Here is a 15388-nt window from a genome sequence, read left to right as displayed (position 1 = left end):
AGCGGACCTACACCCGGACCGTCAGTCATCCAGTCGGCCGAACCGACCGTTCTGGAAGTCCTGAACCGCCTGGCCTATCTCGCTTTCGCTGTTCATCACGAAGGGCCCGTAGCCGACGATCGGCTCATCGATGGGCTCGCCGGCCAGCAGCAACAGCTGCGCCTCACCGTTCGCCTCCAGCACCACCTCCTCGCCCGCCCGGTCGAACAGCACCGTCTGCGCCTCGCGCACGACTTCGCTGCCGTTCACCAGCACGGTGCCGTGCAGCACCACCAGGACTGCGGTGTGGCCGGGAATCACCGGCAGGTTGACCGGCATGTCACGTTCGAGCCGCAGATCCCAGACATCGATAGGCGTGAAGGTCTGCGCGGGCCCCTGCCGGCCATCGAACTGCCCGGCGATCAGGCGCAGCGTGCCGGCGCCATTGGCCAGCTCGATGGCCGGAATAGCGCTGTCGAGGAGGGTCTGGTAACGCGGCGCGGACATCTTGTCCCGGGCCGGCAGGTTGACCCACAGCTGCACCATCTCCAGGGTTCCGCCGCTGCGGCCAAAGGCTTCGGAGTGGAACTCCTCATGAAGAATTCCCGAGGCCGCCGTCATCCATTGCACGTCGCCAGGGCCGATGCGCCCGCCGGCTCCCGTGGAGTCGCGGTGTTCCAGCTCGCCCTTGTAGACCAAGGTGACCGTCTCGAATCCGCGGTGGGGATGCTGCCCCACGCCCCGGCGAGCGGTGGTCGGTGGGAAGTCCTGCGGACCGGCGAAGTCGAGCAGGAGGAAGGGGCTGATGTGCTTGCCCAGGCTGTCGTAGGAAAACAGCGTGCGGACTGGAAACCCGTCACCCACCCAATGGGGCCTGGGGCTGGTATAGACACCGAGAATCTTCTTCATTGCGCACCTCCCGCAACCCATGGCAGTAACGGTAGTGCCGCAACGCTGCTCCCGGTAGAGCCATGAAATGGCCCTCACAGTTCCATTGCTGGAACACTGAAACCACCTCGATGGGTGGTAAAAGCAGCCCTGCTGACGAGGCCGGAAACAAAAGAGCCGCACGCTGTTCACGTGCGGCTCTGTGCCTTGCTTTCAGCTATCGATCACGGCCGACGTCGATCACGCCACCACGGGGATCAGCGGGTCAGCCGCGGCCAGCGCAATCGTGCGGTCGGCCGCCGGCGGGTAGATCCACTGGGTGTTGATCTGGGTCTTGAGCTGCTTGCCCTCCTCCCCCGTCAGCTTGATCTGGCGGTCCCAGCCCTCGGTGTACACGGCGCCCCAGCCACCCAGGTCCAGGCAGGTGACGTACTTGGGCTGGCTGTACGGAATCGGCGCGACGCCCAGCAGGTCGGCGGCGGCGTTGTTGCCGGCCGAACGGCCCAGGGATATGGCGTGCTGGCAGGTCATCAGCGCGTAGTTGCCCAGGTCGTCCGTCGCGGCGAAGGCGGTATCGCCGGTGGCGTAGATGCGCTCCTGGCCCAGCACCTTGAGGTTGCGGTCGACGTGCAGGCGGCCACGGGGATCGCGCGGCGCGTCGATCTGCGCGGTGAGCGGCGAGGCTTTCACCCCGGCGGCCCAGACCACCGTGCGGGTCTCGATGCGCTCGCCACTGGCCAGGGTCACGCCGTGCTCGTCCACCGAATTCACCGGCGCGCCCAGGCGCCAGGACACGCCGAGCGTCTCGCTGGCATGGGCGATGATCTCGGCGATCGAGTCGCCCATGGCGGCGCCGATGCGCTGGCCCGGATCGACGATGATGACGTTCACCGCAGCGCTCTCGCCGAGGATCGACCGCAGCCGGCCGGGCATTTCGGTGGCGGTCTCGATGCCGGTGAAGCCACCGCCCACCACCACTACGGTGTTGCGTGCCGGGCTGTCCGGCAGGCTGGCCAGCGCGTGCAGGTGCTCCTCCAGCTTCAGCGCCGACTCCAGGCTGTCCACGTCGAAGGTGTGACGTTCGATACCGGCGGCCGCCGGGCGCGCCACTTCGCTGCCGGCTGCCAGCACCAGGCGGTCGTACGCCAGCACGCCCGACTGGCCGTTGGCGTTGCTGTAGCGAACGCGCCGGGCCTGGCTGTCGATGTCGGTGGCGCTGCCCTGGACGAAGTTCACCCCGACGGCCTCGAACAGCTCGCCCAGCGGCGCGGTGGTGCCGGCGACGTTGTGTTCGTAGAAGCGCGGGCGTATGCGCAGTTCGGCCTGCGGCGCGAGCAGCGTGACTGCCACGTCCGCGCGCTGCTGGTCGAGCAGGCGCACCGCACTGAGGGCACTCCAGAGGCCGCCGAATCCGGCACCGATGATCAGAATCTGTTGTTTCATGATGGGCTCCAGAAAAAGGTCGTGGGGAGAAGCTCACCGGCCTAATGCCGGACTACGGGACGCATTGTGCGGGCGAGCATGGCCAGCGTATTGATCCAATTCCCGCTAAAATGACTGGTCCACTTCGAGAGCCCGGCCATGCCCGTCAACAAGAACGCTCCCCTGGTCGTTTCCCTCCCCCTCGGCGCCCCGGAGCCGGGCGTCACGCTGCAGCGCTGGCTGTATGAAGCGCTGCGCGAAGCCATCCTCAGTGGGCGCCTGCCCGGCGGCAGCACCTTGCCCAGCACCCGCGCCCTGGCAGAGCACTACACAGTCGCCCGGGGCACGGTGCAGGCGGCCTACCAGCAATTGCTGTCCGAGGGGTACCTGCAGGCGCGCACGGGCAGCGGCACCCAGGTCAGCGAAGTGCTGCCGGATGCGACCCTCGGCAGCGGCTACGTCCGGCGCAAGGTCACCCCCACCGCCGAAACGCCCCTCCCGCCGCCGGACACACCCTGGATCGAACGGCTGAACGCGATCACCCCGATCTTCGCCCGGCGCAGCGTCACGCCAGGGCTGCGGCCGTTCTTCCCGCACCGGGGCGATGTCGGCGCCTTCCCGGTGGACCTGTGGCGCAAGCTGCACCTGCACCAATTGCGCAGCTCCAAGCTACCGGCCTTGCTGGATGCGGACCCCGGCGGCCTGCCGGCCCTGCGCGAGGCCGTCGCCAGCTACCTGGCCATCGCCCGTGGCGTGCAGGTGAGCGCCGACTGCATCCTCATTCTCGGCAGCGTGCAGCAGGGGCTGGACCTCTGCCTGCGGCTGCTGGTGCCGCCGGGAGAAAAGGTCTGGATGGAGGACCCGGGGTATCCCGGCGCCCGGCAGCTGATGGAAGTCTCAGGTGTTACGCGGGTGGACGTGCCAGTGGACCACGACGGCCTGCGGGTGGAGGACGGCATCCGCCTGGCCGCCGACGCACGCCTGACCTACGTCACGCCGTCGCGGCAGGCGCCATTGGGTGGCGAGATGTCCCCGGCACGCCGGCTCGCCCTGCTGCGCTGGGCCAGCCAAGGCAACGCCTATGTGTTCGAAGACGACTACGACAGCGAGTACCGCTTCATCGCCAAGCCGATCCCGGCGCTTCGTTCGATGCCGGGCGCGAGTCACTCGGTGATCCTCGCCGGCACCTTCAGCAAGCTGCTGTTCCCGGCGATCCGCCTGGCCTACCTGGTGCTGCCGCCGCAACTGGTGGAAAGCTTCACCCGCGCCGCCGCCCTCACCGCCCGGCACGCCAACAGCCTTGGCCAGGCGGTGCTCGCCGACTTCATCAGCGAGGGCCATTTCGACCGCCACGTGCGGCGCATGCGCAAGCTCTACGCCTCGCGGGCGGAAGCCTTCGCCGAGGCCGCCGAACGCCACTGGCGCGGGTTGATCCGGGTGCCGGAAATCCGCGCCGGCCTGGACATCGCCGTCGAACTGGAATTGGACGACGAAGCCGCCGCCTACGCCAGGATCAGTGCAGCCGGCATCGATCTGCTACCGCTCGCACGCTACAGCGCCGCGCCCCGTGTGCCGGGACTCGTGATGGGCTTCGCGCCCTATGACGAAGCCTCCATCCACGCGGCCGCCGAGGTAATGGGACGGGCCTTGAGAAGCTGACCGGCCCTCAAGCCATATCGCTGTGGCTGAACTCCTCCGCCAGGAAGTCGATCAGCGTGCGCACCGAGGGCAACAGGCCGCGCCGTGACGGGAAGATGGCATGAACGATGCCGCAGCGAGGCATCCAGCCGGGCATGGGCTCCACCAGCGCGCCCGACGCCAGGTCCTCGCGCACCGCCACCCTCGGCAGATGCGCGATGCCCACACCCGCCACCACGCTATTGCGCAGGGCCAGCAGATCGTCGGTGACCATGCGCGGCCGGTGCCCGATCACCATTCGTTCCCCGTCGGGATTGAACAGCTCCCACTGGTACTCGCGCTGCGCGCCGCCCCAGTGCAGGCTCGGCAGCGCGCCGAGGTCCTCCGGCCGGAAGTCCGCCGGCAGCCGGGCCAGCAGCTCCGGATGCGCCACCAGGCACTGGGTGCTGTTGGCCAGCACCTTCATCACCATGTCGGTGTTCTCCAGCGGCGGGAAGCGCACCCGCAGCGCCACGTCGAACCCTTCGTGGAGCAGATCGACGCGCCGGTTGGTGCTCTCGATGAACAGCTCCACCGCCGGGTACTTGAGCATGTAGCGCGACAGCATCGGCCCCACCCAGGCGTTCAGCAGCGTCGTCGGGCACGCCAGGCGCACCAACCCACGCGGCTCACTGCGGTTGCGCTCGATCACCTCCGCCGCGCCCTCCGCTTCCACCCGCATCGCCAGGCAGCGCTGGTAGTAGGCCTGGCCGATCTCGGTCAGCGAACAGTGCCGGCTGGTGCGCTGCAGCAGGCGCACACCGAGTCGCTCCTCCAGCTCCGCGATGCGCCGGCTGAGTTTGGACTTGGGCATGTCCAGCGCACGCCCGGCGGAGGCGAAACCGCCGTGCTCCACCACCTGCGTGAAGTAGTACAGGGAGTTCAGGTCTTCCATTTCCGTTCCTTAAATAGAACGCTAGAGATGATTTTCGCAGTCTAGCGCACCAAGGGTGCCGTTTTTAATATTCATCCCATGCAGTGACGCACTGCAGCGAGTCCAAAAGAACCTCCGGCACGCCGGGCACCCACTGAAAGCAAATCGAGGATTTCAACATGACCAACGCCACTTACAACCGTCTGGACAAGGACAACGCCGTCGTACTGCTGGTCGACCACCAGGCCGGCCTGCTCTCCCTGGTTCGCGACATCGAGCCGGACAAGTTCAAGAACAATGTCCTGGCCCTGGCTGACCTGGCCAAGTTCTTCAAGCTGCCGACCATCCTCACCACCAGCTTCGAGACCGGCCCCAACGGCCCGCTGGTGCCGGAACTGAAGGAAATGTTCCCGGATGCCCCCTACATCGCCCGCCCCGGCCAGATCAACGCCTGGGACAACGAAGACTTCGTCAAGGCGATCAAGGCCACCGGCAAGAAGCAGCTGATCATCGCCGGCGTGGTAACCGAGGTGTGCGTGGCCTTCCCTGCCCTGTCCGCTCTGGCCGAAGGTTTCGACGTCTTCGTGGTGGCTGATGCCTCCGGCACCTTCAATGAAATGACCCGTGACGCCGCCTGGCGCCGCATGGAAGCCGCCGGCGCCCAGCTGATGACCTGGTTCGGCGTGGCCTGTGAGCTGCACCGCGACTGGCGCAACGACATCGAAGGCCTGGCCGCGCTGTGCTCCAACCACATCCCGGACTACCGCAACCTGATCACCAGCTACAACGCCCTCAGCGGCGGCAAGTAAGACAGCACGCAAGCCCCACGGGCCGGCACCTCCAGCGAGGTGCCGGCCTTTTTGCATGGGCCGGCGTGGCGGCGAAAAGCCGGCTACAGTGGTGACGACGGGGGTTTTCTTCCTCATCGGGAGCGCTCCTCTCGGGCCGAAGGTTCCGTCCAGGTACCGCAGAAGAACCGCCCGGAGGGCCGCCAGCAATGTCGCACCCCATCCTTTCCCGCTTCATCGAGCACGCCGTCGAACTCAGCCACGCCGAATCCGAGCCCTGCCAGTGCGTGCTGGCGCTCGCGCCGTCGATGATGGAACTGATCGACCACGCCGTGGACTTCCTCGAGCCCGAGCACTACCGGGCGGACCCGGCGCACTACTCGCGCAACCTGATCTATTGCGCCGAGGATGCCGGCTTGTCGCTCTTTGCGCTGGTCTGGTCGCCAGGGCAATGGACGCCGGTGCATGACCACGGCAGCTGGGGCGTGGTCGGTATCGTCGAAGGCGTGCTGGAAGAACGCAGCTACGTGTGCCTGTCGCCCGACCGCAACCGCGACGATGGCATAGAGCTGGTGCGCGGCGGCGTGATCCTGTTGCCGCCGGGTTCGGTCACCAGCTTCGTGCCCAACCCCGACCACATCCACATCACCGGCGTACCCGCCGAGCGCCCGCGCGCCGTCAGCCTGCACCTGTACGGGCGGATGATGAACAACTACCACATCTACGACGTAGCGGCCGGAACGCGGGAAATGGTGCAGGTGGATTACAACCCGCGTTGATTGCCGCCAGGGACGAAGGGCTGCCGGGGCTGTGGCGGCGTTGATCCACGCGTCCTGAAAAAGACAGACTCGGAAAACAAAACGCCCCGCGAGCCGGATAGCGCTCGCGGGGCGTTGCTTTACCTAGGAGTTGGTTTTACCGAGGATCAGCGCAGATCGAAGCGATCCAGGTTCATCACCTTGGTCCAGGCGTTGACGAAGTCATCGACGAACTTCTGCTTGGAGTCGCTGCAGGCATAGACCTCCGCCAGGGCGCGCAGCTGTGCGTTGGAGCCGAACACCAGGTCGATGCGGGTGCCGATCCACTTCACGCTGCCGCTCTTGCGGTCGCGGCCTTCGTAGAGGTCATTGGCGGCCGAAGTCGGTTTCCACACCGTGCCCATGTCCAGCAGGTTGACGAAGAAATCGTTGCTCAGGGTGCCCGGCTTGCTGGTGAACACGCCGTGCGCCGACTGCCCGACGTTGGCGCCCAGCACGCGCAGGCCGCCGACCAGTGCGGTCATTTCCGGCGCGGTCAGGGTCAGCAACTGGGCCTTGTCCACCAGCAGGTGTTCCGGCAGGACCGGGTACTTGGCCTTGAGGAAGTTGCGGAAGCCATCGGCGCGCGGTTCGAGCATGCCGACCGAGTCCACGTCGGTCTGGTCCTGGCTGGCGTCCATGCGGCCCGGCGCGAAGGCTACGGACACGCTGCAGCCGCCATCCTTCGCCGCCTTCTCCACGGCAGCACCGCCGGCCAGCACGATCAGGTCGGCCAGGGAGATCCTCTTGCCGCCGGAAGCGGACTTGTTGAAGTCGCCCTGGATGCCTTCGAGCACCTTGAGCACCTTGGCCAACTGTTGTGGGTCGTTGGCGGGCCAGTCCTTCTGCGGCGCCAGGCGAATGCGCGCACCGTTGGCGCCACCGCGCTTGTCCGAACCACGGAAGGTCGAAGCCGAGGCCCAGGCGGTGGAAACCAGTTCAGAGACGCTGAGCCCGGAGGCCAGCACCTGGGTCTTGAGCGCGGCAATGTCGTTGGCGTCCACCAGCGGGTGGTCGACGGCGGGGATCGGGTCCTGCCAGATCAGTTGTTCGGCGGGGACTTCCGGGCCCAGGTAGCGGGCGCGCGGGCCCATGTCGCGGTGGGTGAGCTTGAACCAGGCGCGGGCGAAGGCGTCGGCCAGCTGGTCGGGGTTCTGGTGGAAGCGCCGGGAGATTTTTTCGTAGATCGGGTCGGTGCGCAGCGAGATGTCCGTGGTGAGCATGGTCGGGTCGCGGCGCTTGTTCGGGTCGAACGGGTCCGGAATGCTGCCGGCCCCGGCGCCATTCTTGGGCTTCCACTGATGGGCGCCGGCCGGGCTCTTGGTCAGTTCCCATTCGTAGCCGAACAGGATGTTCAGGAAGTTGTTGCTCCACTGGGTCGGGGTGTTGGTCCAGACCACTTCCAGGCCGCTGGTGATGGCATCGGCACCGACGCCGGTCTTGTAGGTGCTGCGCCAGCCCAGGCCCTGCTCTTCCAGCGGAGCGGCTTCGGGGTTGGCCCCGACGTTGTCGGCCGGGCCGGCGCCGTGGGTCTTGCCGAAGGTGTGGCCGCCGACGATCAGCGCCACGGTCTCTTCGTCATTCATGGCCATGCGCGCGAAGGTTTCGCGGATGTCGACGGCGGCGGCAAGCGGGTCAGGGTTGCCGTTGGGGCCTTCCGGGTTCACGTAGATCAGGCCCATCTGCACGGCGGCCAGCGGGTTTTCCAGGTCGCGGTCGCCGGTGTAGCGCTGGTCGCCCAGCCAGGTCTTCTCGTCGCCCCAATACACGTCCATGTCCGGTTCCCACACGTCCGCACGGCCGCCGGCAAAGCCGAAGGTCTTGAAGCCCATGGATTCCAGCGCGACGTTGCCGGTGAGGATGATCAGGTCGGCCCAAGACAGCTTGTTGCCGTATTTCTGCTTGATCGGCCAGAGGAGCCGGCGGGCCTTGTCCAGGCTGACGTTGTCCGGCCAGCTGTTGAGCGGGGCGAAGCGCTGTTGACCGCGCCCCGCGCCACCCCGGCCGTCGCCGATGCGGTAGGTGCCGGCGGCGTGCCAGGCCATGCGGATGAAGAGCGGGCCATAGTGGCCGTAGTCGGCCGGCCACCAGTCCTGGGAGTCGGTCATCAGGGCCGTCAGGTCTTTCTTCACTGCGGCCAGGTCGAGGCTCTTGAACGCCTCGGCGTAGTTGAAGGATTCCTCCATGGGATTGGATTTGGAGGAATGCTGGTGGAGCAGGTCCAGCCTCAGCTGGTTCGGCCACCAGTCACGGTTCGTCGTGCCGCCGCCAGCGGCGTGGTTGAACGGGCAGCTGGCTTTCTTCTCGTCACTCATCACAGGCTCCTCGTCTGCGCCCAGGCACCGGCGCTGTGGCTTCGCTTAACCATCAGAAGATAGATCAAATGGGCCGGGCTGCTATTACAGTTATTGATCGATACCTGCGGTAAAAGGCTATCGATGCCGGTTGCCGCAGGTTCGGGGTTGGCGTGTGGCTGCGGATCGCGGGCATGGCCCGCTCCGTCGGGAGAAGACGGCGGGCCGGCCCTCCCGTCTGACGCCATGGCTTGATCCTGCGCCGAACAGTCCTCTCTCCCGCTGGCGGGAGAGAGGACCTTGTCCGCGACGGTTATCGCGGGGATCGCGGACGTGGTCTACGCGCAGGCGCCCTGCTCTGTCAGAACGCGAAGCAGGAACAGCCGAACGCGCCCCAGAACCCGGCGAAGTCGCTCACCGGCACGTCCCTGGTACGGGCGCGCTCATGACTGTGGCCATGCACACCGCAGGAGCCGACGCACTGGTGCACGGCGTTTTGCAGCGGCGCCTGCGGACGCCAGTGGCCGGGCACCATGGCCACCGGTGACCACTCCGGCACCACCGGGATGCTCGGCGGGGCCAGCTTGTCGAACTCGCGGTCGCCGTGGACGATCTTGCCGCCCACCACGGTGAGCACCGACTCGATGGTCTTGATGGCCTCTTCCTCGACGCTGAAGAAGTCCTCCGAGAGCACCGCCAGGTCCGCCAGTTGGCCGGCCTTGAGCATGCCCTTCTTGCCCTGCTCGCTGGAGAACCAGGCGCTGCCGTGGGTGAACAACTGGATCGCCACTTCGCGCGACAGCCCCTCCGGGTACAGGCTCAGGCCGCCCACGGTCTTGCCGCTGACCATCCAGTACAGCGAGGTCCAGGGGTTGTAGCTGGACACACGGGTGGCGTCGGTACCCGCCCCCACCGGCACGCCTTCGGCCAGCATGCGCTTGATCGGCGGCGTGGCCTCGGCGGCCTGCTTGCCATAGCGGTCGACGAAGTACTCGCCCTGGAAGGCCATGCGGTCCTGGATGGCAATGCCGCCGCCCAGGGCGCGGACGCGCTCGATGTTCTTCGGCGAGATGGTCTCGGCGTGGTCGAAGAACCACGGCAGGCCGTTGAACGGAATGTCGCGGTCGACCTTCTCGAACACGTCGAGCATGCGCGAGATGGACTCGTCATAGGTCGCGTGCAGGCGGAACGGCCAGCGCTGCTCGACCAGGTGGCGCACCACCGGTTCCAGCTCCGCTTCCATGGTGCCGGGGAGGTCCGGACGCGGTTCGAGGAAGTCCTCGAAGTCGGCGGCGGAAAACACCAGCATCTCGCCGGCGCCGTTGTGACGCAGGAAGTCGGTGCCCTGGCCGTAGGTGACGCTGGAGGTCCAGTTCCTGAAGTCGGCCAGCTCTTCCTTGGGCCTCTGGGTGAACAGGTTGTAGGCGATACGCACGGTAAGCTGGTCGGCGTCGGCCAGTTGCTGGATTACCTGGTAGTCGTCCGGATAGTTCTGGAAGCCGCCGCCGGCGTCGATCACGCTGGTAAGGCCGAGACGGTTCAGCTCGCGCATGAACTGCCGGGTCGAGTTGACCTGGTACTCCAGCGGCAGCTTCGGTCCCTTGGCCAGGGTCGCGTAGAGGATCATCGCGTTGGGCCGCGCGATCAGCATGCCGGTGGGCTCGCCGTTGCTGTCGCGGACAATCTCGCCGCCGGGCGGGTTCGGCGTGTCCTTGGTGTAGCCGACAACGCGCAGCGCGGCGCGGTTGAGCAGTGCGCGGTCATACAGGTGCAGGACGAACACCGGGGTGTCCGGCGCCGCCTTGTTCAGCTCCTCGAGGGTCGGCAGGCGACGCTCGGCGAACTGGAACTCGTTCCAGCCGCCGACCACCCGTACCCACTGCGGCGACGGCGTGCGCTGGGCTTGCAGGCGCAGCATCTCCAGTGCGTCGGAGAGCGACGGCACGCCCTCCCAGCGCAGTTCGAGGTTGTAGTTCAGGCCGCCGCGGATCAGGTGCAGGTGCGAGTCGTTGAGGCCGGGGATGACGGTGCGGCGGTTGAGGTCGACCAGTTGGGTCGAGGCGTCGCGGTAAGCCATTGCCTGGGCGTCGGTGCCGACGACCAGGAACTTGCCGTCGGCGATGGCCACGGCGGTGGCGTGCGGGCGTTCCGGGTCGACGGTGTGCAGCTTGCCGTTGAACAGGATCAGGTCTGCGTTGCGTTCTGCGTTGCTCATGCTCGGGTACCTCAGCGTTGCAGGAAGGCCAGCAGGTCTTCATTGAGTTGCTGCGCGTGGGTGACGGCAAAGCCGTGGGGCGCGCCGGCGTAGACCTTCAGTTCGGCGCCCGGAATCTGCTCGGCGGCCAGCTTGCCGGTGGTTTCGAACGGCACGATCTGGTCGTCGTCGCCGTGGATCACCAGGGTCGGCACGTCGACCTTGGCCAGGTCCGCGCGGAAGTCGGTTTCCGAGAATGCGGTAACGCAGTCCAGGGTGCCCTTGAGCGAGGCCAGCAGGGCGATGTTGAGGGTCTGGGTGAGCACGCCATTGGAGACCTTCTGGCCGTGGTTGGTGCCATAGAACGGCGCGGCGAAATCGGCGATGAACTGCGCGCGGTCCTGCAGCAGGCCGGCCTTGATGCCGTCGAACACGCCCTTCTCGACCCCCTGGGGGAAATCAGCGGACTGGCCGAAAATCGGCGTCACCGCGCCCAGCAGCACCAGGCCGGCGACGCGAGAGGTGCCATGGCGGCGGATGTAGCGGCTGACGTCGCCGCCGCCCATGGAGAAGCCGACCAGGGTGACCTCGCGCAGGTCCAGGTGCTCGATCAGGCCGGCGATGTCATCGGCGAAGGTGTCGTAGTCGTAGCCGTTCCACGGCTGGCTGGAGCGGCCGAAACCGCGACGGTCGAAGGCGATGGTGCGGTAGCCGCGGCTGCTCAGGTACTGCATCTGGTATTCCCACATGTCGCCGTCCAGCGGCCAGCCGTGGCTGAACAGCACGGGTTTGCCGCTGCCCCAGTCCTTGTAATAGATCTCGGTGCCGTCACGGGTTACGAAAGTGCTCATGGAAAACTCCTTTGCCTGCCGTGCAGGTCGTTGTGGGACGGGCGCCACGCGGGACGCCTCGGAGGGGGAAAGTCAGCTGGCGCGCAGCCAGCCGGCGCAGCGCCGGGTGACCCAGGGCATGATCAGGAACACCACCGGCACCACGATGCACAGGGTGATCAGCAGGTTGCTCGGCACCACGCCGTGCAGCACCGGGTAGCGCTCGAAAACCGGAGCCCAGAGGCGCGGGATGACCATGGTCAGCGGGCAGATCACCAGGTAGGTGAGCACGGCCTGCTTCCACTTGGGTGGCGGGCTGACGTTGCCGCGGACCGGTGTGAACCAGAACTCGGCGTCGTCGTGGATCAGCGGGTGATCGCCGTCTTCCAGCAGCGGCGAGACCTCGGCGATCAGCGCCGCGCGCTCGGTGGACTCGATCCAGGCCTGCAACTGCGCTGCCCGGGCAAAGCGCACCACGGTGGTGAACATCGCGCCCTCGGCGTCCGGGCGGATCACGTTCACCCCCAGATGGCCAGGCTGCCGGCGCGCGGCGGTCACGGTACGGCGCAGCCAGGCTTCATAGCTGGGCAAGGCTTCGCAGCGCACCTTGTGGTGGACCACCAGCGTCACCACGCTGTTCAGATCGATCGCTTCGGCGCTCATGGATTTCCCGGCGGCTGATTTGGATGCAGCCACTATGACGGCGCGGCCGGGGGGCGCTATTGGATAGATGTGCTGAATCGCCGCCGGCGGCCGGGACTGACCGGCTTCAGTGGCTTACGGAGGGCCGGCTTCCATCCTCAGCGCAGCGTCTCCAGGCACGCGCGCGCGGCCATGAGGTCGGGCGTCCCCAGGCCTTCTTCATAGCGACGGTAGACGGGGTCCAGCAGCGCCATCGCCGCCTGCCCCTGCCCCCGGTCACGCCATGCCTCGGCCAGGGTGATCGCGCTGCGAAGCTCCCAGGCAAGCGCACCGCCTCTGCGCGCCAGCTCAAGCGACCGGGACAACAGTGCCTCGGCCGCCTGCGCATCCGCCTCAAGCAGTTGGCAAGCCTCAAGTCGAAGCATCTCCGGGGCACACCATCCAGTGGCGCCGATGCTGCTCCTGATCGATACTGGCGGGCCCTCGCACGCCGCCACCCCTCCGAGAGTCATGACGATATCCCTCACCAACCCACTGGCCGGCAGCGTTGGCTCGGGCAGCTCTTCGCAGTGCATCACCCCGGCATAGTGCTGCGCCCAGTCGCTGAACAATGGGATGGAGTGGCGCGAGGAGGAGTCGAACAGGAGTTGCAGTCGGCGGGAAGCCTTCTCGTAGTCGCCGTTGTAGTAGGGGATCACGCAGCCGGCGGTGGCCAACGAATAGGCTATCGATGGGGTGTGCTCCAGCTGGCAGGCCAGGTCCAGGGCCTGCTGCACTCGCTGTTCGGCCTGTTCCGGGTAGCCGCGCAGCCAGAGGATACGCGCCAGGACGGTGAGCGATGCCACCCGCTGCTCGTATTGCACACCCATGCAGAGCGCGAAGCGGTTCGGACGGTTTTCGCGCTCGAGTGTCTCCAGCACCGTTTCAGCCAGGCGATGAGCCTGCTCCTGCATCCCCGAGTAATGGAGGGCGAGGACCTTGAGGCGTTGCGAGCTGACCGCCAGCTCTTCACCACGGCCCTGGGCCAACTGCTCGAACTCTTCGCTCAGCGCCAGGGTATGCAAGTACAGTCCGGAGCGCAGGTTGGCCGCGACCTGGCCCGAAATGGCATGCAGCATCGCGCCCAGGTCACCGCCTCTCTCCGCGAGCGCCCTGGCGCTCTGGAAGGCCCCGATGGCTTGCGCGGAAGCGATCTGACCGTGGTAGGAACAGTTGCCCAGCGCCAGTTGCAACTGCGTCGCCAGTTGCAGCGCCTCGTCGCTTTCAGCATCGAAAGCCGCGGTAAGCAGTCGGAGGGCACGGACCACATAGGAGCCAAACTCGTGCAGGAGAGACATCTCCTGCCAGATCGGCGCCGAGCAGGCCGTCAGGCGAATGGCCAAGGGGTGGCTCACCCCGGCATCCAGTCCCCATTTCAACGCCGAGCGCAGGTCACCCAGCCACCTGGCGTATCGCTCCAGCCAGCGGCTGGTTGGCAGACTCTCCCATTCGAGCTGCGCTTGTTTCATGCGCGCCATGCAGATCCCGAGGTGCCTGACGCGGGTCTCATGGAGCTCACCCGCCTCGCTCAGCTTTTCCAGGGCATACAGCCGGGCCGGCTCGAGCAGGCGGTAAGCGCACTCGTCATCGCTGACCTCGACGCTGATCAGCGACTTCATCGTCAACTGCAGAATCATCAGGCAGCTGGCCCCCGAATCGCCCGGGTGGCCGAGCAGCGTCGTGGCGGATTCCAGGGAGAAGCTGCCGCGAAACACCCCCAGGCGACGCAGGCTGGCCCTCTCCTCGGCGGATAGCAGCGCGTAGCTCCAGTCGAACACTGCACGCAAGTGCCGGTGTCGTGGATGGTTGCCCAGGGCGCCGATGGGATAGTCCAGGTAGTCCCCGCCGCCAAGCAGCGTCACACCGATGTCCCGTTCGCCGGCGATCTGGCCCGCGGCCAGTTCGATCGCCAGCGGCATGCCATCCAGTCGATGGCAGATATCGACCAGGCGCGGCAGCTCTGCCGCACCGGGCTCGAAGCTTTCGTCGATGTTCCTGACCCGCTCGACCAGCAATGCGAGCGCCGGATAAGCGAGCGCCTCGGCAACCTCGGTGACCTGCATCGGCGGGTTGGCCAGCGGCGGCAATCGATAGACGCGCTCGTGCGCGGTACGCAACGCCTCCCGGCTGGTGGCAAGCACGTGAATCCCCGGAGCGGAGCACGCCAGGCACTCGATAAGGTGCGCCGCCGCCCCGACCAGGTGCTCGCAGTTGTCGATCAGCAGAAGCATCTGGCGCGCGCCGAGCTGGCTGCAGAGCGTCTCAAGCGAACTACCGGCTTGCCCGGGTATGCCCAGCAGCGCGGCGACGGTGCTGGCGAGCGGCCCAGCATCCTGAAGCAGCGTGAGGTCGAGCATGCGGATGCCATCGCGATAGCGGCCGATCAGTTGCTCAGCCACCAACAGGGCGACACTGGTCTTGCCGATTCCCCCGCTGCCCACCACACAGACGCAGCGGCAACTCTGCAACTGGCTGATGATATGCGCGACCTCCTGTTCCCTGCCCACCAGGCGGCTGCGCCGCGCGGGCAGGTTGTGCTGGCCCGAGGGGTCCATGCTGGCCATCGGCGGGATGCTGCCGACCTGGCTGATCGGCGCGACGAAGCTGTAGCCCCGCAGCGCCACGGTCACTATGTAGCGGCGCCCTTCCTGGCCATCTCCCAGTGCCTTCCGCAAGGCGGCCATGTGCACGCGAAGGTTGCCCTCGTCGACCGCCAGCCCGGGCCAGGCCCTGGCCATCAGATCGCGCTTGGCGACGACCTCGCCGGCATTTTCCAACAGCACGAGAAGCAGGTCGAAGGCGCGCTGCCCCAAACGCAGCGGTCGGCCACTGTCCAGGATCGAGCGCGACGCGGGATAGACCACATAGGGGCCGAAGCACAACGCGGACTCGACCGGTATCAGTTGTTCTTTTCTCATCGTTACCAACACGTCCTGCACGCAGGCTGGGTGCCGGCCTCTTTCT

11 protein-coding genes are annotated in these 15388 nt (G+C 66.8%); 3 read left to right on the top strand and 8 right to left on the bottom strand.

Annotated elements, in window-relative coordinates:
- Positions 1-21: 21 nt before the first annotated feature.
- Together ACNFBT_RS23345 and ACNFBT_RS23340 are read right to left on the bottom strand one after the other, a co-directional pair.
- A complete protein-coding gene (locus tag ACNFBT_RS23345; RefSeq protein WP_416753109.1) occupies positions 22-888 on the bottom strand; it encodes a pirin family protein in 867 nt (288 codons plus the stop codon).
- A gap of 219 nt (positions 889-1107) precedes the next feature.
- Complete coding sequence (locus ACNFBT_RS23340; RefSeq protein ID WP_416753108.1) at positions 1108-2310, bottom strand: NAD(P)/FAD-dependent oxidoreductase; 1203 nt, start codon at positions 2308-2310, stop codon at positions 1108-1110.
- A 138-nt stretch (positions 2311-2448) separates the two neighbouring features.
- Here ACNFBT_RS23340 and ACNFBT_RS23335 point away from each other — a divergent pair, with 138 nt between their 5' ends.
- Positions 2449-3948, top strand: a complete 1500-nt coding sequence (locus tag ACNFBT_RS23335) for a PLP-dependent aminotransferase family protein (RefSeq protein ID WP_416753107.1) — start codon at positions 2449-2451, stop codon at positions 3946-3948.
- A gap of 7 nt (positions 3949-3955) precedes the next feature.
- On the opposite strand, the gene ACNFBT_RS23330 is transcribed toward ACNFBT_RS23335, so the two are convergent.
- Complete coding sequence (locus ACNFBT_RS23330; RefSeq protein WP_416753106.1) at positions 3956-4861, bottom strand: LysR substrate-binding domain-containing protein; 906 nt, start codon at positions 4859-4861, stop codon at positions 3956-3958.
- Positions 4862-5019: 158 nt separating this feature from the next.
- Between ACNFBT_RS23330 and ycaC the strand changes: the two genes are divergently transcribed.
- Together ycaC and ACNFBT_RS23320 are read left to right on the top strand one after the other, a co-directional pair.
- Entirely contained in the window at positions 5020-5649 is a 630-nt protein-coding gene (gene ycaC / locus ACNFBT_RS23325) for an isochorismate family cysteine hydrolase YcaC (RefSeq protein ID WP_416753105.1), read from the top strand.
- A gap of 188 nt (positions 5650-5837) precedes the next feature.
- On the top strand, positions 5838-6407 hold the full coding sequence (locus tag ACNFBT_RS23320) for a cysteine dioxygenase (RefSeq protein WP_416753104.1): 570 nt from the start codon (positions 5838-5840) through the stop codon (positions 6405-6407).
- Positions 6408-6553: 146 nt separating this feature from the next.
- Here ACNFBT_RS23320 and katG read toward each other — a convergent pair whose 3' ends face one another.
- The 5 genes from katG to ACNFBT_RS23295 form a co-directional block, all read right to left on the bottom strand.
- Positions 6554-8740, bottom strand: coding sequence for a catalase/peroxidase HPI (katG, locus tag ACNFBT_RS23315; RefSeq protein WP_416753103.1), 2187 nt, complete (start codon positions 8738-8740; stop codon positions 6554-6556).
- A 340-nt stretch (positions 8741-9080) separates the two neighbouring features.
- Positions 9081-10934, bottom strand: a complete 1854-nt coding sequence (locus tag ACNFBT_RS23310) for an amidohydrolase (RefSeq protein WP_416753102.1) — start codon at positions 10932-10934, stop codon at positions 9081-9083.
- 11 nt (positions 10935-10945) lie between these two features.
- The gene (locus tag ACNFBT_RS23305) at positions 10946-11764 is read right to left on the bottom strand and encodes an alpha/beta fold hydrolase (protein ID WP_416753101.1); all 819 of its coding nucleotides are present in this window, start codon (positions 11762-11764) and stop codon (positions 10946-10948) included.
- A 72-nt stretch (positions 11765-11836) separates the two neighbouring features.
- Complete coding sequence (locus ACNFBT_RS23300) at positions 11837-12406, bottom strand: antibiotic biosynthesis monooxygenase (RefSeq protein WP_416753100.1); 570 nt, start codon at positions 12404-12406, stop codon at positions 11837-11839.
- 137 nt (positions 12407-12543) lie between these two features.
- On the bottom strand, positions 12544-15342 hold the full coding sequence (locus tag ACNFBT_RS23295; RefSeq protein WP_416753099.1) for an ATP-binding protein: 2799 nt from the start codon (positions 15340-15342) through the stop codon (positions 12544-12546).
- Positions 15343-15388 lie beyond the last annotated feature (46 nt).

Origin of the sequence: Pseudomonas sp. NY15181, from assembly GCF_048068055.1 — a bacterium.
Classification (GTDB): domain Bacteria; phylum Pseudomonadota; class Gammaproteobacteria; order Pseudomonadales; family Pseudomonadaceae; genus Pseudomonas.
Note: the sequence above shows the minus strand (reverse complement) of the source record. Positions and strands in the feature narration are given on the sequence as shown.

What these genes read in the sequence shown, in the direction of transcription:
- ACNFBT_RS23335 (WP_416753107.1), top strand. Translation starts at nt 2,449, where the DNA reads ATGCCCGTCAACAAGAACGCTCCCCTGGTCGTTTCCCTCCCCCTCGGC.
- ACNFBT_RS23295 (WP_416753099.1), bottom strand. Translation starts at nt 15,342, where the DNA reads ATGAGAAAAGAACAACTGATACCGGTCGAGTCCGCGTTGTGCTTCGGC.
- ACNFBT_RS23305 (WP_416753101.1), bottom strand. Translation starts at nt 11,764, where the DNA reads ATGAGCACTTTCGTAACCCGTGACGGCACCGAGATCTATTACAAGGAC.
- ACNFBT_RS23310 (WP_416753102.1), bottom strand. Translation starts at nt 10,934, where the DNA reads ATGAGCAACGCAGAACGCAACGCAGACCTGATCCTGTTCAACGGCAAG.
- katG (WP_416753103.1), bottom strand. Translation starts at nt 8,740, where the DNA reads ATGAGTGACGAGAAGAAAGCCAGCTGCCCGTTCAACCACGCCGCTGGC.
- ycaC (WP_416753105.1), top strand. Translation starts at nt 5,020, where the DNA reads ATGACCAACGCCACTTACAACCGTCTGGACAAGGACAACGCCGTCGTA.
- ACNFBT_RS23340 (WP_416753108.1), bottom strand. Translation starts at nt 2,310, where the DNA reads ATGAAACAACAGATTCTGATCATCGGTGCCGGATTCGGCGGCCTCTGG.
- ACNFBT_RS23320 (WP_416753104.1), top strand. Translation starts at nt 5,838, where the DNA reads ATGTCGCACCCCATCCTTTCCCGCTTCATCGAGCACGCCGTCGAACTC.
- ACNFBT_RS23330 (WP_416753106.1), bottom strand. Translation starts at nt 4,861, where the DNA reads ATGGAAGACCTGAACTCCCTGTACTACTTCACGCAGGTGGTGGAGCAC.
- ACNFBT_RS23345 (WP_416753109.1), bottom strand. Translation starts at nt 888, where the DNA reads ATGAAGAAGATTCTCGGTGTCTATACCAGCCCCAGGCCCCATTGGGTG.
- ACNFBT_RS23300 (WP_416753100.1), bottom strand. Translation starts at nt 12,406, where the DNA reads ATGAGCGCCGAAGCGATCGATCTGAACAGCGTGGTGACGCTGGTGGTC.